General features: G+C 32.2%; 25 protein-coding genes. 1 reads left to right on the plus strand and 24 read right to left on the minus strand.

The genetic code is table 11. From position 1 onward, the window contains the following. Nucleotides 1-245 precede the first annotated feature (245 nt). From ACQY1Q_RS11635 to ACQY1Q_RS11695, 13 genes are all read right to left on the minus strand, one after another. Nucleotides 246-1,235 (minus strand): hypothetical protein, encoded by a 990-nt coding sequence (locus ACQY1Q_RS11635; protein ID WP_431005494.1) that lies wholly within the window; start codon nucleotides 1,233-1,235, stop codon nucleotides 246-248. 532 nt (nucleotides 1,236-1,767) lie between these two features. Then, nucleotides 1,768-2,655 carry a hypothetical protein gene (locus ACQY1Q_RS11640; RefSeq protein WP_431005495.1) on the minus strand — a complete coding sequence of 296 codons (888 nt, stop codon included), beginning with the start codon at nucleotides 2,653-2,655 and terminating at the stop codon, nucleotides 1,768-1,770. Between the two features lie 170 nt (nucleotides 2,656-2,825). Then, nucleotides 2,826-3,596 carry a GNAT family N-acetyltransferase gene (locus ACQY1Q_RS11645; protein ID WP_431005496.1) on the minus strand — a complete coding sequence of 257 codons (771 nt, stop codon included), beginning with the start codon at nucleotides 3,594-3,596 and terminating at the stop codon, nucleotides 2,826-2,828. Then, complete coding sequence (locus tag ACQY1Q_RS11650; protein WP_431005497.1) at nucleotides 3,593-4,042, minus strand: DMT family transporter; 450 nt, start codon at nucleotides 4,040-4,042, stop codon at nucleotides 3,593-3,595. The genes ACQY1Q_RS11645 and ACQY1Q_RS11650 overlap by 4 nt, the downstream gene beginning before the upstream one ends. A 66-nt stretch (nucleotides 4,043-4,108) precedes the next feature. Then, nucleotides 4,109-4,696 (minus strand): Crp/Fnr family transcriptional regulator, encoded by a 588-nt coding sequence (locus ACQY1Q_RS11655; RefSeq protein WP_431005498.1) that lies wholly within the window; start codon nucleotides 4,694-4,696, stop codon nucleotides 4,109-4,111. 20 nt (nucleotides 4,697-4,716) lie between these two features. After that, entirely contained in the window at nucleotides 4,717-5,334 is a 618-nt protein-coding gene (locus ACQY1Q_RS11660) for an SGNH/GDSL hydrolase family protein (RefSeq protein ID WP_431005499.1), read from the minus strand. 27 nt (nucleotides 5,335-5,361) lie between these two features. Beyond that, complete coding sequence (locus ACQY1Q_RS11665; protein ID WP_431005500.1) at nucleotides 5,362-6,552, minus strand: glycosyl hydrolase family 18 protein; 1,191 nt, start codon at nucleotides 6,550-6,552, stop codon at nucleotides 5,362-5,364. A 68-nt stretch (nucleotides 6,553-6,620) separates the two neighbouring features. Then, nucleotides 6,621-7,499 carry a zinc-dependent peptidase gene (locus tag ACQY1Q_RS11670; RefSeq protein WP_431005501.1) on the minus strand — a complete coding sequence of 293 codons (879 nt, stop codon included), beginning with the start codon at nucleotides 7,497-7,499 and terminating at the stop codon, nucleotides 6,621-6,623. A 74-nt stretch (nucleotides 7,500-7,573) separates the two neighbouring features. Further along, entirely contained in the window at nucleotides 7,574-8,242 is a 669-nt protein-coding gene (locus ACQY1Q_RS11675; protein ID WP_431005502.1) for a hypothetical protein, read from the minus strand. A 226-nt stretch (nucleotides 8,243-8,468) separates the two neighbouring features. Continuing rightward, nucleotides 8,469-9,503, minus strand: a complete 1,035-nt coding sequence (locus ACQY1Q_RS11680) for a M28 family metallopeptidase (RefSeq protein WP_431005503.1) — start codon at nucleotides 9,501-9,503, stop codon at nucleotides 8,469-8,471. 71 nt (nucleotides 9,504-9,574) lie between these two features. Then, the gene (locus tag ACQY1Q_RS11685; protein WP_431005504.1) at nucleotides 9,575-10,366 is read right to left on the minus strand and encodes an ABC transporter ATP-binding protein; all 792 of its coding nucleotides are present in this window, start codon (nucleotides 10,364-10,366) and stop codon (nucleotides 9,575-9,577) included. Beyond that, nucleotides 10,359-11,390: a FecCD family ABC transporter permease gene (locus ACQY1Q_RS11690; RefSeq protein WP_431005505.1), complete on the minus strand. Its 1,032-nt coding sequence runs from the start codon at nucleotides 11,388-11,390 to the stop codon at nucleotides 10,359-10,361. Before ACQY1Q_RS11690 ends, ACQY1Q_RS11685 begins: the two co-directional genes overlap by 8 nt. Next, complete coding sequence (locus tag ACQY1Q_RS11695; protein ID WP_431005506.1) at nucleotides 11,387-11,968, minus strand: non-canonical purine NTP diphosphatase; 582 nt, start codon at nucleotides 11,966-11,968, stop codon at nucleotides 11,387-11,389. The genes ACQY1Q_RS11690 and ACQY1Q_RS11695 overlap by 4 nt, the downstream gene beginning before the upstream one ends. 324 nt (nucleotides 11,969-12,292) lie before the next feature. Between ACQY1Q_RS11695 and ACQY1Q_RS11700 the strand changes: the two genes are divergently transcribed. Beyond that, entirely contained in the window at nucleotides 12,293-13,153 is an 861-nt protein-coding gene (locus ACQY1Q_RS11700; protein WP_431005507.1) for a hypothetical protein, read from the plus strand. 5 nt (nucleotides 13,154-13,158) lie between these two features. On the opposite strand, the gene rlmH is transcribed toward ACQY1Q_RS11700, so the two are convergent. From rlmH to ACQY1Q_RS11755, 11 genes are all read right to left on the minus strand, one after another. Beyond that, nucleotides 13,159-13,632 carry a 23S rRNA (pseudouridine(1915)-N(3))-methyltransferase RlmH gene (rlmH, locus tag ACQY1Q_RS11705; RefSeq protein WP_431005508.1) on the minus strand — a complete coding sequence of 158 codons (474 nt, stop codon included), beginning with the start codon at nucleotides 13,630-13,632 and terminating at the stop codon, nucleotides 13,159-13,161. Nucleotides 13,633-13,710: 78 nt separating this feature from the next. Next, a complete protein-coding gene (locus ACQY1Q_RS11710) occupies nucleotides 13,711-14,874 on the minus strand; it encodes an alpha/beta hydrolase-fold protein (RefSeq protein WP_431005509.1) in 1,164 nt (387 codons plus the stop codon). A 39-nt stretch (nucleotides 14,875-14,913) separates the two neighbouring features. Beyond that, nucleotides 14,914-15,048 carry a hypothetical protein gene (locus ACQY1Q_RS11715; protein WP_431005510.1) on the minus strand — a complete coding sequence of 45 codons (135 nt, stop codon included), beginning with the start codon at nucleotides 15,046-15,048 and terminating at the stop codon, nucleotides 14,914-14,916. 135 nt (nucleotides 15,049-15,183) lie between these two features. Beyond that, nucleotides 15,184-15,594 (minus strand): hypothetical protein, encoded by a 411-nt coding sequence (locus ACQY1Q_RS11720; RefSeq protein ID WP_431005511.1) that lies wholly within the window; start codon nucleotides 15,592-15,594, stop codon nucleotides 15,184-15,186. Between the two features lie 294 nt (nucleotides 15,595-15,888). Then, on the minus strand, nucleotides 15,889-16,542 hold the full coding sequence (locus tag ACQY1Q_RS11725) for a hypothetical protein (protein WP_431005512.1): 654 nt from the start codon (nucleotides 16,540-16,542) through the stop codon (nucleotides 15,889-15,891). A gap of 55 nt (nucleotides 16,543-16,597) precedes the next feature. Further along, the gene (locus tag ACQY1Q_RS11730; RefSeq protein ID WP_431005513.1) at nucleotides 16,598-17,275 is read right to left on the minus strand and encodes a hypothetical protein; all 678 of its coding nucleotides are present in this window, start codon (nucleotides 17,273-17,275) and stop codon (nucleotides 16,598-16,600) included. 102 nt (nucleotides 17,276-17,377) lie between these two features. Further along, the gene (locus ACQY1Q_RS11735) at nucleotides 17,378-17,806 is read right to left on the minus strand and encodes a DUF1801 domain-containing protein (RefSeq protein ID WP_431005514.1); all 429 of its coding nucleotides are present in this window, start codon (nucleotides 17,804-17,806) and stop codon (nucleotides 17,378-17,380) included. A 43-nt stretch (nucleotides 17,807-17,849) separates the two neighbouring features. After that, a complete protein-coding gene (locus ACQY1Q_RS11740) occupies nucleotides 17,850-18,269 on the minus strand; it encodes a hypothetical protein (RefSeq protein WP_431005515.1) in 420 nt (139 codons plus the stop codon). A 184-nt stretch (nucleotides 18,270-18,453) separates the two neighbouring features. After that, on the minus strand, nucleotides 18,454-18,921 hold the full coding sequence (locus tag ACQY1Q_RS11745; RefSeq protein ID WP_431005516.1) for an RDD family protein: 468 nt from the start codon (nucleotides 18,919-18,921) through the stop codon (nucleotides 18,454-18,456). A gap of 128 nt (nucleotides 18,922-19,049) precedes the next feature. Continuing rightward, nucleotides 19,050-20,138 carry a DGQHR domain-containing protein gene (locus tag ACQY1Q_RS11750; RefSeq protein WP_431005517.1) on the minus strand — a complete coding sequence of 363 codons (1,089 nt, stop codon included), beginning with the start codon at nucleotides 20,136-20,138 and terminating at the stop codon, nucleotides 19,050-19,052. Next, the gene (locus ACQY1Q_RS11755; RefSeq protein WP_431005518.1) at nucleotides 20,135-20,632 is read right to left on the minus strand and encodes a hypothetical protein; all 498 of its coding nucleotides are present in this window, start codon (nucleotides 20,630-20,632) and stop codon (nucleotides 20,135-20,137) included. Before ACQY1Q_RS11755 ends, ACQY1Q_RS11750 begins: the two co-directional genes overlap by 4 nt. Nucleotides 20,633-21,182 lie beyond the last annotated feature (550 nt).

Here is a 21,182-nt window from a genome sequence, read left to right on the forward strand (position 1 = left end):
TCTCAGTCGTTATCACTCCTTCGAAAAGACGATGTTTCTGTAGTAACTAAATTAAACGGTCAATATAAAGAGACTGCTATCACAAAAGTATTTGCTTTTTCGAATGTCACGTCGAGTGGTTTTTCTGACTGAAAAGAAGAAAAATTGTATCGAGACGTTGTCTAATAACTCTAAGTAGTTGTGTCGAATAAAATCGAAGTACCTCTCAAACAGAGAATGCCTGTGTCTTATTATAGAACTGTTTATTATTCAATAACTCTATAAACCAATTGAGGATGCTTGTCTGCTTTGTAATAGGTTTCTATACGAACATCTTTTTCATAAACAGACAGATTTTCCAGTATACGAGGTAAGGTTAATCCACTTTCAAAAGGAAGAATTTTAAGGTCTTGAAATACCTGTATTTCAGTAAAAAAAGCAAGGTGATTAAACTGCTGAATATCTTGCCTGTTAAAATGGATTGTTTTTGAAGGAAAGCGGGTTGTTGCATACTGTTTAAATAAAGAAGTATTGTGTAGTATTACTTCCGTATCTAGATCAAAAGCAAGGGCTGCTTTCAGGTACGAGGCATCAGTATTGGAAATAGTGGTAGGATCAATCAAAGCAGCAAACAAATTAATACGTTGCGGAATAAAAATGACCTCTTTTTTCATTTGTGATACTATATTAATGGTCACGGCTACTTGTGGCTCTTCATCTAATGCCCGTTGCATGGTTTCACTAATAACAATATCTGCTTGCTGGTTGTGGTTAAAGGTATAATTAGCCGCATCACCAATTATCAACTCCTGAATATACTCTTCAAAATTAAAATAGCTTATTACTTTTTTTACTTGCTCGGCTGTAGTTTCATTAATTTCCATGAGAATTACCTGTATTTCATTAGGCGTATAAAGAGGTAATAATGGTAAAATAAGTGTTGCAAAAGGTCCTGTTCCGGCATAAATAATACGAATAGGAGCGTGGCTGTTCAATCGTTTCTTTTCAATGGCTAAGTACAGACCTTTTATAAACTTTTGAGTTCTTACGTCATCTTCCAAGCATAAAGCTGCCCATTTGGTACCAATGGCTTTGCCGTTTTTTAAATAAACATCATTGGTGGTTTCTATGGATTCAATATCTAATTCAGAAGCTTTTAAAACTAACGAGGTATATTTTTGAATTGTTTTTTCTAATTCTAAACGGTCTATTTCTTCTTTGAGTAATACAGATGCTATTTCTTTTAGTTCTTCCATAAAAGGAGTATGCTTGTTAAGATTTATAAGTTAATACAGGGAAAATAACCAATTGTACGCTTACTAAAGTACTATAAAAGCGGTGGATTACCAATTAAACCATAATGTAAAGACATGGTGTTTTGAAATTATAATCACCCGCGGCACTGCAGGACGATTTTTTCTAAATGTACAATTGCATCAACGTCGCTGCAGAGGCAGGTTAAGGATAGGGGAAAAATCGAATCTTCCGATGTGTATGGAAGAAATATGTTGTTAAAGAACTCAACAGCTTATTGCGTGATGTTCTTTATGATATAGAACTAACTAACAATTTGTTTTTTGCTTAGACCTATATTTAGTTGAAAAGTTTTAAAAAAGATAAAAAAAAATTAGAAAACGAAGATGAATCCATCTTGTTGCTAGAAAAAACTGCTTTTTATTTCAGGTTTAACCTGTTTGTTTTACAGGGGATTACTTTGTTTTGTATATGTGCTAAAAAAGAAGAAATATTTTTTACACATGGTAAAATAAATAAGGTTTCTTATAGGTATTACAGAATTTCAACAGTCCATTGAGTTCTCATTTCTGTACCAATTTCTATAAACTCATCATCAATGTCGTTAATACGATAACTACCATAAGAAACATTAGGTAGAATAGAATCTATTTCAATATAAAAATCTTCATACTTGGTAGAAAAAGAAAGTCCTTTTTTAATACCATCCTTAGCACCTTTGTTAAGTTGTACACGCCATGAAATTAAATCACGGTAGTTACTTTTTTGTACCTTTTTTTCTTTATGAATAATAGTGGCAGAAATAGGTTTTTTTAAAAAATAATCGCGCCATTTTTCCGGAATATACAAGGTGTCTAAAGGTTTAGGTATGCTATCAGTTTGTTGTAGTGGGCGCGTAAAATAATAACCGCTTTCATCGGGTTCAATACCTGCATTGTAGTAATAAGCAAATCGTTGAAAATCGTTTTTTTCATCATAATTTGCCATAGAATTGAATTCCTCTGAAAGTAAATACTCTTTATTACCCCATGAAACAATTTGGTATTGTGTATTTATTTTAGAAATATCAGCAGTATAAGCAAAGGTATTTTTTTCTTTTTCCCTTTCCGGTTTTGTGGTAAGTGTTATAATTTCAACTTCTTCCGGAATTAACGTAATAAGAGTATCCTTTTTTTTATACTGGCCGTAATGTTTTTTTATGGTCGTTTCTCCGGTAATTTTATTGAGTTTTTCTGTAAGTACAAATTGAGCATCTGCTAAAAAATCAATTTGCTTGGCATAATTTATTCCGCTAAAAGAGTAAGACAGTACTTTTTCTGCCGTACTTTTTACTGATTTTGTTGTCGTAGATTTATTGTTTTTAAAGCAAGCAGTAAACAGCATAAACGCTATTAATACAATAACTGCTATTGAATTTCTCATAACTCTCAGATTAATCCGTTAATCATTCTATTGTGTTAAAGATTTGTTAGTCGTAGGTCTTGAATTGTAGGCAAAACTTACAGGGATAAACTAACAAACCGCCCCTTCCTTTAGATACAAATATATGGTTAAAGTCACTAATATGAGAGTTTTAATAAGCTATAATCCTTTTAAAAAGAGAAAAATAAGTAATTCGTTTGCTTTTCAGTTTGTTTTTTATGAGTACTTAATTCATAATTCTCCATCATAAAGTCTAATGAAAACCCCAGTTTTAAATAGATGTTTTTGGCCATTTCAGAAGCTTGTAAAGTAACCAACTCAGCCTTTAGTTGTTGTGCTAAGTTGAGCACGTATAACATTATTTCAGTAGCATATCCTTTTTTTCTCATTTCAGGTAAAATACCTAAGCTGTGAATTCCGGCAGTATGATGGGTGATGTATAAAATAAAAGTGCCAATAAGTTGGTTGGCTTCATAAACTAAAGCGTAAGGAATAAGATTTTGTGTTTTTACAATTATTTCGGGGCTTATATAATAACCAAAAGCTTTTTCAAAAGCAGCACTCCATAACTGTGCCTCGCTTTCATTACTAACGGTTACTACGCGTAAGTTTTTGGTAGTTTGATAAGTTTGTTGAAGAGGTAAACTCATACCATATTGAACCGATTTTAAACTAAAACCATGTTGGGTTAATACAACTTCTGAATTTTGAGAGGTTTTGAAATATGAAAATACAGATAACGGGTTTTCCTGCATTCGTTGTTGTATCAATACTACATCTTGTAGGGTTACCTTTTTATGAGTCCAAACCCGGTTAGGCCATTGTGCATTTTTGATATAAGATGATTGTAGGTTGTCACGATCTGTAAAAGTGTTGAATGATTTACCGACAGTTGACCAAAGTGAGGTTAAATTAGTAAGGTTTTCTTGTACGTTTTTCATTTTAAGTTTAATAAAGTTACACCTATAATCATTATAATAGCACCTAATAGGCGTTTGAGAGTGATGGGCTCTGTAGGAAGATCTAACCAACCAAACTTTCCGGCAATCAATGAAAAAATAATTTGTCCGCAAAGCCCTAAAGTTATCATTCTGGAGATTCCTAATTTGGGAATGGTGTAAAAGTATAAAGTAATACCCAGCATGCTAAAAAAACCTCCGATAAACCATAAATGTGTGGGAATTTGCTGTACAGAAAAATTAGCAGTTGTTTTTTGGTTGCTAAAAAAAATAAAAACACTAACCAATACAGCACTTGATATAGAGGTGCTTAATGTGGCAATCAACGGTTGTTTGGTTAACGATCCTAACTGCGTATTGAAACAGGCTTGAATAGCAAGAAAAACACCGCCAACAAAGGCCAGTAGGTAATATATAATGATTTTCATTGTATGTTTTTTAATACACTACAAAATTGCAGCTAAGAAATAACCTGTGCCTTTACATAGGTTGATTTAAGAAGTTTTTTTGATTTTTTTACGGATTCTACTTAACTGAGTAGGAGTAATACCTAAATGCGAGGCAATATAATGTAAAGGAATGCGGGTTTCAATTTGTGGGTGTAAGGTAATAAAGTCAATATAACGGTCTGTGGCCTCTCTTAGTACAATATCTATTTCTCGTTGTTCTTTATCAATCACCCAGTTTTTTTCGAGATAAGCAATGTAAAAAAGCTGCATATCAGCTTTTTCTTTTAATAGAGATTTGTAAGCATCGTATTTAAAACAGATAACCGTAGCTTCTTCAATCGCTTCTAAAGCGAATTTTGAAGGTGTGCTAGTTAAAGCAGAAACGGTAGAGCCTACAAAATCTCCTTCTAAAAATATATTCTTGTGATAGGCATTCCCCTCGTTGTTGATGTAATACGAAACAATAGCTCCTTGATATAACAGATAGATATGTTTAGAAGTCTTTCCTATGGGAAGTACTAATTCTCCTTTTTTTAAATGCTGTATTTCAGCCAAGGCTATAAGCTGTGTAAGAGAAGATTTGTCTACCGGATAATATCTGTTAAAAACCTGTTGTATGAAATCGTTATACATGTATAAGATGAAATGGTGTTTTATTTAGCGTGATTTTCTTTAAAAAGATGTTTTACAATACTATTGGCAGCGGCTTTTGAACCTTTTAGTGAAGGATGAAAACCATCTTTACCGTAATAATCAAATGTATTGGTTGTGTCAAAATAATTTTTCCAAGCTTTTCCAACCGGAAGTAATATAGCCTCATTAAGACGCGCAGCATCTGTATAGTTTTTAATAACTCCATCAAAAGTAGCATAATACGTTAAAGATGGCCAAACCATAAAATAACAAAGAGTTGCTCCGTTTTTATGACATAACTGACGGTATTTCTTCCCGGCTTCAATAAGCATTTGCCTACCCTCATTTTGAGATGACGGTCCTTGTTGAATAATTACATACTTATATGCTTTACTGGCAATTAGTTTTTGCACGGTTCCGCCGTTCCAATGATCAACAATAGCATAGTTAGGATAGGCAACTGTTTTGGTGCGTATTTTTATTCCTTTCTTTTTAGCTTCTTTGGCAACTAGTTTAGGTAAATCATTATAATATGTTAAGCTGTTGCCTATAAACAAAATTGAAATTTCAGTTTTTGAATGAGGTTGTGTAAAAGCAATTACCGGAACGAGCAAGAGTAAAAAAAGTAGTTTTTTCATAAATAAAGGGGAAAGATTATTTGTAAATTATTTTGAAAACTTATCTGTTAATAAATTCCATAAATCGGCATATCCGTCATCATAGCCTAAAGCCCATATACCCACACCGCTTAATTCTTTTTGCTTGATCCAGTCATATTTAAGAGCCAGTGATTTAGAATCTTCAAACCATATTTCTTTGTAGGTGTTGTTTTCTTTAACAGTAATGTAGGTTGAAGCGCTTTTAGCGTCAAATTGAACAGGAGCTTTTAAAGAATCAATATACATACTTTTAATGGTTTTATATTGTGGATGCGACACAAATTTTGAAGAGATAGAGGGAATGCGTTTGTGTTTTGTTAGCCACTCTGCCCCGTAGTAGGGGAGCCCCACAATAAGTTTTTGTTTTTCCACTCCTTTTGAAAGATAGTAATTAACAGAGTTTTCTAATCCGTTTCCAAAGTCTTTACTATTCTTTAAAGGAGTTACAGGACCTGCATAGGTGCTAAAACTACCGTAATAATCATAGCCCATTAAGGTGTAAAAGTCGATAAATGAATCAATTTTTTTAATATCAAAAACATCATGCCAATCTTTAGCATATAAGCATAAAGAGACCATGTACTTCGGGTTTTTCTTTTTAAACTGTTTCGCTATTTTAATAATAAATTCTGTAAACTGAGTTCTGTTTTCTCCGGAAACTCCTTCAAAATCAATGTTAATACCATCAGCATTTCTATAAGCTATTAATTCAGATAAGGTGTTAATAAGGTTATCTTGAGCTTTTGGGTTGTTCAGAAAAACGCGGTTGTCATGAGCTCCAAAATTAGAAACCGATAAAAAAACTTTACAGTTATGCGCTTTAGCACTATCTACCAAAGCTGTTGTTTTCCATTGGTGGATATTTTTATAATGACCGTTATATGGATTAAGGGCGTAGGAAAAGTAAGAAATACCCCATAAAATATTAAAATTATAATTTGTGTAAGAAGTACCGTTAGTGTAAGGGTGCCAACCAAAAGTGCGGTATTTTTTATGTAGTAAGCCTTCTTTAAAAGTTACACTTTTAGCGGTACGGTTTTTTAAACTATCCCATTGCTTTTCTGTAGAGAATGCATATTTTTCATGATTTTGTTCATGTAAATTTCGATAGCTTATAAATTCAGGCGTAGCTGTTTTTTTAGTACATGCAGTGAGTATATATAAAACAAATAAAAGAAAAACGGGTATTCTTTTCATGGGGGACATTTTTACAATTTAAGTTTACTTAGTTGATATACTTGTAAAAATACGAGAAAAAAGAAGCATTAATTAACTCTGCAACACTTTTTATATTTTAAACCGCTAAGGCAAGGGCAAGGATCATTTCTTTTCACTTTAATTTTTAAAAGGTGTAAATTTTTATCATCCATGTCTTGCTTAAATAGTTGTTCAAGAAGCAGGTATAATTTCGGATGTTTCTGAGCCAGTAATTTAGGTCTTTCAAAAAAGTATTCACTGGCCACAGAGAAAAACTCAGCTCTGTTAGTACCACCGTAAGGATTAATATCAGAGGTTTCCATATAAATTTCATCCATTTTTTGATTGATTAAATCAATCCAAGGAATTGTGTACTGTTTTTCTAACAGCACTTTAGGAATACCGTCTATCTCTCCATCTAGTTTATCAATTAAATGAACAAACTCATGAATAGCTGTATTTTTTTTGTCCGATTCATTTTGAAAACCTAAATGCAACGCTTGTTTAGATAAAATCATTTTACCTTCTAAATATCCGTTACCAACCATTCCTAAAACATTGCGATTAGGTCCGGTTCTTTCCAGTTCTTTGGTAAACATACACGGATATAAAATAACCTTGGAAATATTAGGATAATGCCAATCCGGAAAATTAAAAATAGGAATAACAGCGCTGGCAGCTACCAATAATTTATCAGTATCTTCAACTGTAGTATCAACCCCTACAATTTCACAGTGCAATAGAAATTCTTGAATTTTAAATTCAAATAGATTTTTTTCTGAAGCCGTTAATGCATTGTAATAGGCTACGTTAGATGATAAAAACAATTTCCAATGATTAGGAAACTTTTCAGTAGGAATTTTACGAACAGAGGTGCCCTTTTTTTGATTTGATTTTTTAAAAATTAAATAACCAATAAATAAAACTGCTAGGGTAGATGTAAGCATTGGCTTAGTAGTAGGTTAAAAATTCGGAAGTAAATATACCCTACAAATTAGGTAAGTAGGGTATGTTTTTATTATTATTTCTGATTGATGGCTTGTAAATCTTCTTCTGTAAAAACTCGGAAAGAAAACTTATAGCCTTCATAAGCAGCGATACCGTAAAAAAGTAAATCCATAGGATTAAACGTTTCACTCATAATAGGAAATAATAAGCTGTAATTAAAAGAGCTCAACGTTTCTAAATAACCAAGGCTTTCAGAAGAGGCAACAAAGCCAATAATGCTAAAAAAGTTACCTAATAAACAACTGGTAACAGCAATTATAGCACCTGTAATGCCAAATATTTGGTCAATACCTTTACCAAAATATCTCATGGCAAGTCCAATTCCGGCACCAATAGCAATAGCCATATATCCAATTTGATATTCAGTAGCCACTGTAATTGCTCCCCAAGCCATGGCACCTATAACTCCAACAACAAGTCCGGCTATTAACGCTTTTGGGTATTGTTGTTCTGTTTTTAGCTTGCTTAAGTCCTCTTCAGATAATGTGTGTATTACTTCAGCATGTTCAACGGGATCAGTATTATTAAGGTTTTCTGTAACCGTTTCATCTAATTGAAAAGATGTGCATTCTTTTTCAAAATCGGCAATTCTGTCGGTTAAACTGCATACAATTCCTGTTTGCATATTCATTTTTCTATTGGTGCATTTTTTACAAAACACCAAATGTTCTTCTCTTGTCATAATTTATTATTTAATAGTATATAGTTACATAGTTTACAATAGCAATTGCTACTAACATAGGGCGTTAGTAAAATAAAAGACAATAAGTTATCTGACTTTTACAGGGAACATAGCAATAGCAATTATTTTTTCTTTGCAGCAAATATAGATGAAAAACTGAAAAATAAAAAACTCACCTGCGTAGGTGAGTTTTTATAAACAATTAATTTAAAGATTTAAATAACTATTATTCTTCAATTTTGTCAACTGTAATACGGTTTTCACGGTTAGCAACTTCCCATGCGGTGTAGAATACTAAACGGGCTCTGTTTTCAAGCATTTCGTAGTTAATCTTGTCTGGTGTGTCAGTTGGCTGATGGTAGTCGGCATGCGTACCATTAAAGTAAAAAATAATAGGAATATTGTGTTTAGCAAAATTATAATGGTCTGAACGGTAGTAAAAACGATTCGGATCATTATCATCATTGTATTTATAATCTAAGTCTATTTTAGTATACTTAGTATTCATTGCTTCAGAAATGTTATGTAGCTCGGTACTTAATTTGTCTGAACCGATAAGGTACACATAGTTAGGGTTACCTTTATGACGCTCATCAACTCTACCTACCATATCTATATTCAAATCAGCTACGGTATTTGCTAATGGAAAAACAGGGTTTTCTGTATAGTATTTTGAGCCTAATAATCCTTTTTCTTCTCCGGTTACATGTAAGAATAAAACAGAGCGTTTTGGACCTTTACCTGCATCTGCTGCCTTTTTAAACGCCTCAGCTATTTCAAGAATGGCTACAGTACCTGAACCATCATCATCAGCTCCGTTGTATATTTTTCCGTTTTTAACTCCTTCATGATCTAAGTGAGCAGAAATAACCACTATTTCGTCCGGCTTTTCAGTTCCCTTAATAAAAGCAAGTACATTTTCAGAATCTTTTAATACTCTACCTCTTCGGTTGCTGCTTAAGTATGCAGAAGGAATTTCCTGAAAATAATCATCACCACCTAACGGAGATTGAATACCTTGGCTTATGTAAAAATCTTTTAAATAATTAACCGCTTTCTTTTGTCCGGGCTCTCCTGTATCTCTTCCTTCAAACTCATCAGATGCATATACAAATAAATGCTTGCCTAAATCTTTTGCTGTAATAGTTTTAGCAAATTTGGCCGCGTAATCAACAGAAGGATCGTTATCAACACCTGTTGTTTCTTTACTGGAACCACAAGCAATAAATGCAGCACTTGCTATATAGAGTAATTTTTTCATCAATAATTAATTAAATTTTGTTGGTTTTGATTAGTTGTTGTGATACCTTATGCAGGTACTAGCTGTCAAATTTAGTTTTTCTTGATAACGAATTGTTCTAATGTTTTGTTAAAACTTATTAATTCCTTAGGAAAAAGAGAGTCAAAGGCATTTTCTTCTATCAATTTTTTTGAAGTTCCGGTATATATTTTTTCTTCGGTCAATAAAATAAGTTCATGAGCTAATTGAATAGCTAAATTAACCTCATGCGTAGAAATAATAATTGTTTTTTGGGTAGTTTCTACTAACTTATTTAGTAGTGAAAATACCTTAAAGGTATGGTGTATGTCTAAATGAGCCGTAGGTTCGTCTAAAATAATAATCTCAGTATCCTGTGCTAATGCGCGGGCAATAAGAACCCGTTGTAACTGTCCGTCACTTAACTCATAAAAACGTTTGTCTTTTAAATGCGCTATTTCTGTTTGTTCAAGCGCCCAAAGTATTTTTTTAAGATGATCTGGTGTAAGTTTATCTATCCAGTTTGTATAGGGCTGTCTGCCCAAAGCTACCAATTCAAAAACGGTTAGTTGGCTTTGCGGTAAACGCTCGGTTAAAACCAAACTTAACGAGGTGGCCAGTTCTTGATGCGAATACTCATTAATGTTTTTATGGTTAATTTTTACCGTACCACTTAACGGTTCTTGTACTTTAGAGAGCGTTCGTAACAGGGTAGATTTACCAATACCGTTTTTTCCTAATAAGGCAATAAATTTACCCTTACTAATTTGTAAATCAATATTTGAAGCAATTACCGTTTGGTGTCTTTTGGTTTGATAACCAATAGATAAGTTAGAGGTTTCAAGTATGTTGGCTTCTTTACACATAAATCTTCTTTTTTCTTACCAATAACCAAATAACTATAGGCGCTCCGAATAATGAGGTAATTGCATTAATAGGTAATATAAAAGTACTATTGGGCAGTTGGGCAATGCTATCACAGATTAGTAAAATAATAGCACCAATAAAGGCCGATGCCGGAAGTAGTACTTTATGATTAGAACTTAAAAAAAACATTTTTGCTAAGTGCGGTACTGCTAAACCAACAAAGGCAATAGGCCCTGAAAAAGCAGTAATGACCCCTGTAAGAAGGCTGGTGATTAATAAAATTATCGTTCGGCTTTTTTTAACGTTAATCCCTAGGCTTTTGGCATAGTTTTCACCTAATAAAAAACTATTCAGAGGTTTAATAACGCTAAAAGTAGCGGCTATACCTATCACATAAATAGTGGCGAAAATTAAAATTTCATTCCAAGTTAAATTACCTAAGCTACCAAAGCTCCAAAATTGATATTGTTGAATTTGTTCTGCCTCGCTAAAGTAAGATAATACACTTATCACTGCTGAGGTTAACGAGCCAAACATGAGGCCAATGATAAGAATAGACATGGTATTGCGAACTCTGTTTGCCGCAATAATAACAGCAGACAGCACAAAAAAAGCACCTACACTGGCGGCTAATGCCATAGACCAGTTTGAAAACAAAAAGTTGGCAAAGAAACCACCAAAAATTCCTGATCCTAAAATGAATAAGGCAACTCCTAAACTGGCTCCTGAAGAAATACCCAATACAAAAGGCCCCGCTAACGGATTTCTAAATAAAGTTTGCATTAAGAGTCCGCTAATAGATAAGCCTGAACCTACTAAAATAGCGGTAATAGCTTTGGGTAAGCGGTAATTTAGTATAATGGTTTGCCAACTGCTCTTAGCTGCTTCTCCGCCTGTAAGCGTGTTAAAAATATCACCAAGAGGAATGTGAACCGACCCAAGACTGATGTTGATAACTAAAAAAACAACCAGTAAAACCGTTAGTATAATAAAATGATTTGTATATGTTTTGGTTAAACTCAATGAGTGTATGTTTTTAAGAATTGAACCAGTTTTTCAATAGCTAAGCCACGGTGACTGATATTATTTTTTTCTTCAGAAGACATTTCAGCAAAAGAAACAGTAGATCCTTCCGGTTTAAAAACAGGATCATAACCAAAGCCTTTTTCTCCTTGCTTTAGAGATAAGATTTCACCTTTACAAACTCCTTCAAATAAGAATTGTTTACCCTCTAAGTTCAAACAGATAGCCGTACGAAACTGAGCCTTTCTGTCAGAAGTGTTTTTTAATTCTGTAAGTAGTTTTTGCATGTTGTTTTCTGCATTTGCAGGCTCTCCTGCATAACGCGCAGAATAGACTCCCGGAGCATTTTGTAAAGCAGCCACTTCTAAACCGGTATCATCAGCAAAACAATTATAACCGTAATGTTCTGTAATATAGTTTGCTTTTATTTGTGCATTTCCTTCTAAAGTAGTGGCTGTTTCTTCAATATCGTCATTACAATGAATATCTTGTAAAGAAAGTAACTCAATAGTGTTGGGTAGCATTTTTTGAACTTCGGCTAGTTTGTTTAAGTTGTGAGTAGCAAAAACTAATTTCATCTAATGAATGTTTGAGCTAACAAATGTAGTATTTTTTATCATCTTTGTTAGCGTCACTTTGTGATTATTAAAATAAAAGAAAAATAGAGTAATCTATTGTGAATAAAGGGAAAGTAGCATATAAGAAAAGTGAAAAACAGAAAAAATATTATATGTGAAAAAAGCTTTTTATACGTATTTGTTTGCTTTGTATGATTAGTTAATACATCTTATAATAACTACTATAGTTTTTTTAATTCATTATTCTACATAGAAAAATATAACTAAGAAGATGTAGTTTAAAGTTGTATCTTGTTGAATTATAGTGTTTTTATTGGTGTAGAAATGAAAATAAAACTTATTTTACTACTATTCTTATGCATCTCTTGTAGCTCAGAAGATACAACAACTCGGGTAACAGAAAGAGGTAAGTTTATTGATAACTGGACGTATGAGTTTTTTATGGTTGAACCGGAAGCAAATGCTTTTAAACTATGGATACCTGAAGGAGTTACGCCCAGAGCCATTTTAGTGTTGGCACCGGGTGGAGGAGGTAATGGTACAGGCTTAGTAAATTATAAAGAATGGCAAGATTATGCGAAAGCTGAAAAATTAGCTCTTTTAGGAGTTTATGTTAGATCTGATTTGGAAACAGCTTCATCTAACATGATTGATGCTTTAAAAAAAATAGCTGAAAAAAATAATGTAGAATATATTTCAAATCTACCTGTGTTATTAAGAGGATTTTCACACGGAGGAAGATTTAGCCATGTTTTTTCACAGTTATATAGTAGTAAAACAATAGCGTATGTTACTATAAAAGGAAATATACTTAACCTGGGAACAAATTCGCCACCGGGATTATTAATTACCGGAGAGAAAGATGCACAAGAAATTAATGAAACAGTTGAAAGAGCGTTTTTACATTATAGATCCTTAAAAAATATAGTTTGTTTTGCTGAAGAACCTAATATGGGGCATGGCATCGGAAAATCGGATACATTAGCAAGAGTATTTTTTTCTTCTGTACTAAAATTAAGATTAAAAAATAACCTTTTACAAGAGATTAAGGAGCAAGATGTTTTTTTAGGAGACAATACAAGTCATGATTTTTTTGAGTACTCTTCTTTTCCTGATGATAAGCAAAAGGCCAGTTGTTTGGTAGATTCCCGGTTTGCTAGTGCATGGAAAAGTTTTTTCAACTAACTTATTTACTCATGATGATATGGCTCATTTTTCAGAATGGTAAACCCGCGATAAATTTGCTCTACAATAAATAACCGAATCATTTGATGGGAAAAGGTCATTTTAGATAATGATAGTTTCCCGTTTGCTTTTTTATATACCGCTTCAGAAAAACCATATGGTCCGCCTATTACCAATACTAATTGTTTGATACCGGAGTTCATTTTCTTTTGCAGGTATTCAGAAAATTCCATAGAAGTGTGTTGCTTACCTTTATCATCCAGTAAGATGAGTTGGTCAGTAGGTTGTAGTTTGGCCAAGAGCAGTTCACCTTCTTTTTCTTTTTGTTGTTGCTCGCTTAGGTTTTTAACATTTTTAATATCCGGAATAACCTCTAACTCAAACTTTACATAGTGTTTTAGTCGGTTTTGGTATTCGTCAATTAATTGCTGTAACTGTTTGTTGTCAGTTTTGCCTATAGCGAGTAGTTTTATTTTCATAAGGCAAAATTACAAATGTTTTGTGAACTCTTAAAACCAGGTTTTAACCAGCGCATTCGATATGATTGGTTTTGAAATCTAATGCTTGTTTAAATGTTCTATTTTCAGTACTGCGTTTTCATTGTTTGGGTTGAGTGATAAAGATTTTTTGTAATTGTTAATAGCATTTGTTGTATCTCCAAGTACTTCATATGCTTCCGCTAAACTATTAAAAGCATTATCCGAGTTAGGAAAGTTTTCCGTGTTCAAAACAAAAAAAGACAAAGCTTTTGCTTTATCACTGTCATTGCTGCTTTGTAGCATTCTGTAGCCAACTCGGTTCACGAGAGCTTCTGGCGGATTAAAACTCCAAGAAAGTCGTTGGGAAAGTGCTTGGAAGTGTTGTGTAAGTTGTGCTGCAGTTTCTATATCTCGATAGTAAATTCCATAGCCATCAAAAATGGCAGAGATGCCATGGTAAAAAGCAATTGGTGAAACAGAGCCATGATTTTCTCTTTCAAAATATTCCAGTTTTGCAGGGAAATCCCCCTCACACTTACTGTTTAAAGCTTCATATAATTTTACGTGCCTGTCCCTGTTTCTAATATTTCTTTTCCCCCAATTAGCAGTGGCTATGTATAAAAACCTTTTGAAAGGTGTTTCTGTTACAGCATCTAATTTAGCATCCATTGTTTTGGCGTCCCAAGTTCCAAAGCTTGGGTCTACAGCAATAAAAGCATTAAAAACAGTCTCTTCTTTCATATAGGCATGAGTAGCTAACAAACCTCCTAAAGAATGGCCGAACAATATTTGGTAGGAGGTTGTTCTGTAGTTTTTATCCAGTTCAGGAATAAGTTCGTTTTCTAAAAAGCGTAAAAACGCATCGCCACCACCGGTATTGTTTTTTCTTTTGGTAATTATTTTATCCGGTGTAAAATCACGTCTTCTATCAATATTCTGAATACCCACCACAATCATTTCAGGAATTCTAGCATTATATGCAGAGCTCATATAATCTACCAAGCCAGTTATGGTTTTAAAATGTGTATTACCATCGAGCACAATAAGTAATGGGTATTTTTTATGTGCTACCGCAGGGTTATTGTAAGATTCGGGAAGGCTAATCCAAAACTCTCTATCTTCATTTAAAACATTAGAATGGAGTTGGTGTTTAGTACCAATAACTACTTGTTTAGCATTTTGTGTTCTTGCTTGGTTAAACCCTAAGATAAAAAGTATTGCAGCAATAAAATATTTATTCATACAGCTAAATTATAATAATTATTTATAAAATAAGATTCTCTACCAATATTCAACTATTCGTGAGATTTTACCGTCTCTAAATTCAAAAAGAGTTATTGGTAATTCGCTTTCTACAATAACACTGTTTATTTTTTCTACAAATCTTTTTTGAATAGCTATCGCTTTTAAATCCATTGAATTTTATAGACGTTTAGCTTTGTAAAGAATACATAAGATTTACATATCGTTCAATTTCTGTTGTATAGTTTTTATATAAAGGTTTATACTCAGGTTCTAATTCAGTCTTATTAACAATTTCGTGCAGTTGTTCTATTTTGTTTTTATAAACAATATTTTACGATTGAACTCTTCTTGAAAGACGTATAAAAAATCCAGCTCCTCTCTGTAATCATCATATTTTTCCCATGGTCTTACTTTTTTTTGAGAATCCAGTTCGTTTTTTATTTTTACTAATAATTCTTTACGACTAGGTTCTGATAAACCTCCTTCATAGTTTTCAATTCTATTATTCTCTTCATAATTTGTCAATACATTATAGAAATATAATAATTGGTTTTTAAAATTGTTTTTTATGAATATTTCAATAGAAAACTCTAAGTCAGAGAGCTCTTTTGGGATTTTCATGTCAAATATAGGAGTCATATGTAAGTAGGGCTCACCCCAAGAAAATTTCTTTTCTTCCAATTTACATATAGGAAATGTATCATTATCTATCCTCATTTAATACTCATTAAAATGTTGTTAGTTTCTATGCTATACTTTTGTTTTCTTTATTTTTCAAATAATCTAAATAAACTATTAAAATTTACTGTAAAAAGGCAGAAAGTGACACCAAAGTGCTACGAACATTTTTTTTGTTAGAAAAAGTAATCTATAAACAAATTATTCTCCAAATTAACACTCTTTAGTTTTCTAACAAAAGGTGGGGTAATCTAAAAAAGAAGCTTCTTTTCTTGCCTGTTTTTGTTGTTTTACCTCTTGCGCAATGGTTACCATTGTTGTAAAGCGTTTTTATTAATTTTTCTTTTGGTCTAGTAAAGTTCTTAAACTTATTATCGGGTTCAAATTTTTAACCTTCGATTCGTCCAATTTCACCCATTCAATCCAATCAATTCCCATAGTTATGTCATACTCTCCAATCAATCCGTCTAATAATATATAGATTGCATTTTTAGATTGCCCGCTATTGTCAAAATCTCGAATGTTTAATTCAATTCCGATTTTTCCATATTCTCCGTCTACGTATCTGAAATAAATATCTGAATAACCAATTTTAAAATCTCCATATTGGATTTCAAATTCGTCTCCAGGAATTCTTTGTCTAAAAGCATTAAACTGCCAATTTTCAATTTTAGGAGCTTTTTTCACTAAATTGGTTACAATAGGAAAAAGTTCTTTTATACCTTCTGCTGAGATTGTAAATTCCCGTATTCCGTTTTCATGGATTGGACTAAACTCAAAAACTAAATCGTGATGAACTTTTTTTAATTCGGTAGATAAATCGTTAAATATTTTCTCACGTATTTTTAGATTCTCAATTTCGGTGTAATATGTATTTTGATGTTTGGAAAACCAATTCCAAAATTTCTCTTCTTTTGATTGTTTATTAAATAGAAAAAATCCCATTGATAAAGTTACGATAGGTAATATAATTAAGTTCTTTTTCATTTTTATAACAGTTATTTTAATATAAAACGAAGGTACTGTTTTAAATCCAGTGCTTTTATTTTATTAGTTTCAACTGTTTCAGATTAATTTTTCCACATTCAATTATACAATCATTAACACGATATAGTATTTTGTCTTCGTTGAGTGATAGTTCTGTTCGTAATGTACCATTTACCGGCTTATTAAAAAGTGTTAGAATATAAAAACCATTACTGCTTTTCGGGTTTACAGTTCTTATTAAATTAGTCTTGTTGTTAAATTCATCGTTTAAATATTTTTCCAAATTAAAACCATAATTAAATAAGGTTTCTTTATCAGGTGTCATAGTTTCGGATGGAATAAATAATTTAAAAAATCTGTCGGGTGAAGAAGGAAGTTGGTATGAGCTTTCAGTAAAACCCATTTTCAATTTTAATAGATTATTTGTTTTATTGGTAATTTGTGTCCAAAATACCGCATAAACATATTCTTTACCATTTGGGGCAGTATATTTTAATCCGCCTTTAGGAAGGCTGTTTTTGATTATTATTTCACTACCATCAAAATCAACATACACATGTTTGGTGTCAATATATTTATCGTTAGAAATAGGTGTTGTTTCTTGAAGTTCACTACTGTTAGCAGTATTAGATGTTTTTATTTCTTTAGATACTAAAACAGAGGTAGATTTATGCTCTTGGCCACAAGAAATGAGAGCTGAGGTAATGATTAATATTAGTAGATTTTTTTTCATAGGGTAAAGAGGTACTACTATTAATTACAGGTTTAAATGTAGTGTTTTTACTGTAAAAATAGACATTTTACTATAAGTAGTATATTGTTAGCTACTGATTTTTTATATTCCTAAGGTTATTAGGTTTTTAACTTTATGATATCTTAATGCTGTTTTTATACATTGCTTTAATTCTATTTCAGGAATTTTTTGATTTAACTGAAATACAATAGCTCTTTTTCCTTCATATTGAAATCTGTGATTAAAAACTAATCTGAAAGTATCAATCAATCTACTTGTACAATGAAAATACATCGCGTATTGGTCAGGTGTTTTTTCTTTCCAGTCTATTCTTAAAGTGCTTCCTGTTTTAGTTATAAAACTTGGTTCTCCCCATTTTAATGTTTCATCCAAAACAACTACATCTTCAATTTCTTCTGCTGTTTCTATAACCAATTCTCTCAGGCGTTGCATTTTATTTCTAACAAAGTCAGGGTAATTAGCAAAAACAGCTTCTACTTTAGGGTCAGTGTTTACTTTCAGGCTACGCATTCTGTGTGCTTTTTTTAGCTTTCGGGTATATTGTTGTGCACTGTTATTTACTATATAATTCTTCAATTATTGAGTAATTTCCGTTTACGAAGTACTCAAGATATTTCATTGATTTTTCAAAATCTAATGACCAAAAATCATCAACAACCATTTTTTCTTTTTTTCCTAATAAGCCAAATAAGACTTTTACTTTTATCGGTCTATTGTACCACAATGAAAACTCTAATTTTTTATTTTTATCATAACCAGCAGTTAAACAAAAGCTTTTTCCGTTTTTAAGGTTGGTAAAATCCAAAGAAGGACTATAATATACATTTTCAGGATTTAAAGTGTCAGACAAATTCAGTTTTTCAATCCAAGGATAGTTTTTAGCGATTTCCAAAACTTCTTTTTCTGAAATAGGATTATTTTTATATTCCATATCCTCCTTTTCAGGATGACAAATCGAGTATTTAAAAGTCATTTTCTATTTTAAGTATATAATCGTTTTTTGGATAATGTTTTACAACGTTTCTGCGTATAATTTTTTGCAGGAAAAAGACGCGAGTCCATTTTCCGTTGTGACGGAAAGATACTTAATAAGATTGAATTTCCGCTGAGGAAATTTAGTCAAAATAAGCCATAGACGTTGTTACCCAACGTATTTTTTATTCAGTTTTTGATTCATTCAGAGATTTAATTGGAACAACAATAGTTTTCGCCCATAAGTCTCCAACTCTTTGATTCAAATCGGTGTTTTTAATTGTTATTATTCCAACTAATCCAAAAAAGAACATATCAATTGGGTCAAGTAAATGTCTTTTAAAAGATTCGCCAAAAGTCAATTTTCGGTTTGTTTCGTTTTTCGGAATCGGTTTAAGTCCAACTAATAAATTTCCAAGAGTTGCTCCGAATTCAATTTCAAGCCCAACAGTCATAATCAGCCAAAAAGCAATTGGAATTAATGCTGGTAATCCACTCAAGGAATATCCTCCTTCGTCATTCGGTTCGCCAAGAGTATAAATTAGAAAGAATGTAACTGCATAAATTATAATGTAGTCTACTAATCCAGCAACAAATCGGTTTCCAATATTCGGTTCAGTTTTAATTTTAGAAGTCAAGTTTGTTTCGTTCATCGGTTTTTTTTAAAATGTATGGTAACGGTTTCGGCTATACGTAGTTGCGTGGGTTAGTACTTAACTTAGCAAGTACACACCAAACTGAAAACCCGCAAGGATTTTCAGAAGTAGGCTAGAACAAGCAATTACTTATAGCCATTGTTAGCCAAAGTTTTTTTCATTTCGTAATATAATTCATTTGTAGCTTTTGTACCTGAAGCTCCATAGTTTTCACTTGTGATCGTTCCGTTCATTTTCGATAATGGCTTTAGTTTATTGAAAAGGAAATTATAAGATAAATCAGAGTTTTCAAATCCGTTTTTTCCAATGTCTCGAAACAGTTTTATAATCGCATTATAACCAGTAGTTTTATTTAATAAAGATTTGTTATTAAGCCAATCTTGTTCCAAGATAACTTTTAGGGAATTAAAGTAATTGTATAAAATTTTATAAACTGAATTAATATCTTTTCTTTTATAAAGTTCCCAAAACAAATACCTATCAACTTTATAATTAAGGTTTAAAAAAGAAGGGAATTCTTTTTCATTTGACATCAATTCATTTCTGATTAAATAATAATCTTTTTCAGGATATGTTATATCTAAAAGAGGATTAACAAATGCAGATAAAGAGATAATTCCACTAGTTTTAGAACCTAACATTTTAATGTTGCCATACCAAGGTGAATCTTTATCGTAATTAAAAGATTGGGCAATCTCTATCATCATCTTTTTAGGTGTATAGACTTTGCTGTTTAATTCTAAATTTAGATTTAAAGAAGGGTCAACTTTTGTTTGTTGTGAATTTATTGTAGAAAAAATATTTGCTTGTTGATCTACTTTTAAATCTTTAAAAATAGCAATCAAAAGTTCAAATTTTTCCAATTCTATTTCTCTAAATCCTTCTGCTCTGTGCTGACCATCTATAATTGTAAAAGTATTATCGTCTATTTTTAACTCTAATTCTGTTTCTGTTTCGTTTACTACAAAGTTAGATTCTGTATTGACTATTATAGAATTCGGGAATGTTGCGTCTACTGATGATAAATAGTTTTGAATTTGTATTACTTTATCTTTTTTTAGTTCACGTTGTATTCCTAGAATTTCATCATCTTCTTCAATTCTTCTTCGGTCAACAACTGACATTGCTAGCAAATCATTAGGTTTTATTTTTGAAACATATATTGTACCTATCGACTGTTGTAGCTTTAATGTTTTTAGTTTTAAAGTGCTCATAATTTGATAGATTTTCCTCCAATTTTAGTTTCTGTAGTTCCTTTTGCTTTTTCTGCTCTAACTCTGCTCTCCGCTTCAACTTCGTCATATTTGCTTATTAGTCCAAATAAAATTGAAAGTCCAAGTGTGAGAAATGCACCAATTTTATAAATATTCAATGGGAATATCTGCTTTTTTTGTTCTATTTCTACAATTGATAAAGCAAATAAAACAACAGTTATAACAAGTGTCGAAATATTTAGGATTTTTGAAATTTCTCTTTTTTTATCACTCAAATAAACTAGAGATGTTACAAAACAAGCATTAGTAACTATTATTATACTTATGATATTTAAATCAAGTTTAAAATTTTTACCTTTCATACCCCAAATTATTGCAACATTTATAATTGGAATTAAATAAGATATTAATAGCCAAATAGATGTTTTCTTTAGTGTATTTGGAATGTTTTTTATGAAAATGAGTATTGATTCCCCAATTTTATTCAAATCCATATTTTATTTTGATTTTATTTGTCATAGATTTTGGCTAACTTGTTTATATACGTATAAAATACATCGTTATACAACCACTTTAGTAGTATTACCGTTGTATTCTATATTCATTTATACGCCAGCCAATATAGCGAATACACTTTTATTTTTCTTACGGAATCCCGTAAACAGCCGCTTACATTCTAATTTAGGGAATACTCCCCAAAATAACACACTTTATTGAATAGTCTCGGTACAAAGTGCTCCCGCGACCCGCAGGAAGGGTCTGTAGCGGGTACAAAGTGTTCCCGCGACCCGCAGGAAGGGTCTGTAGTGAGTACAAAGTGCTCCCGCGACCCGCAGGAAGGGTCTGTAGTGAGTACAAAGTGTTCCCGCGACCCGCAGGAAGGGTCTGTAGTGAGTACAAAGTGTTCCCGCGACTCGCAGGAAGGGTCTGTAGTGAGTACAAAGTGTTCCCGCGACCCGCAGGAAGGGTCTGTAGCGGGTACAAAGTGCTCCCGCGACTCGCAGGAAGGGTCTGTAGTGGGTACAAAGTGCTCCTGCGACCCGC

The organism is Tenacibaculum sp. TC6, from assembly GCF_050606265.1.
Taxonomy (GTDB): Bacteria; Bacteroidota; Bacteroidia; order Flavobacteriales; family Flavobacteriaceae; genus Polaribacter.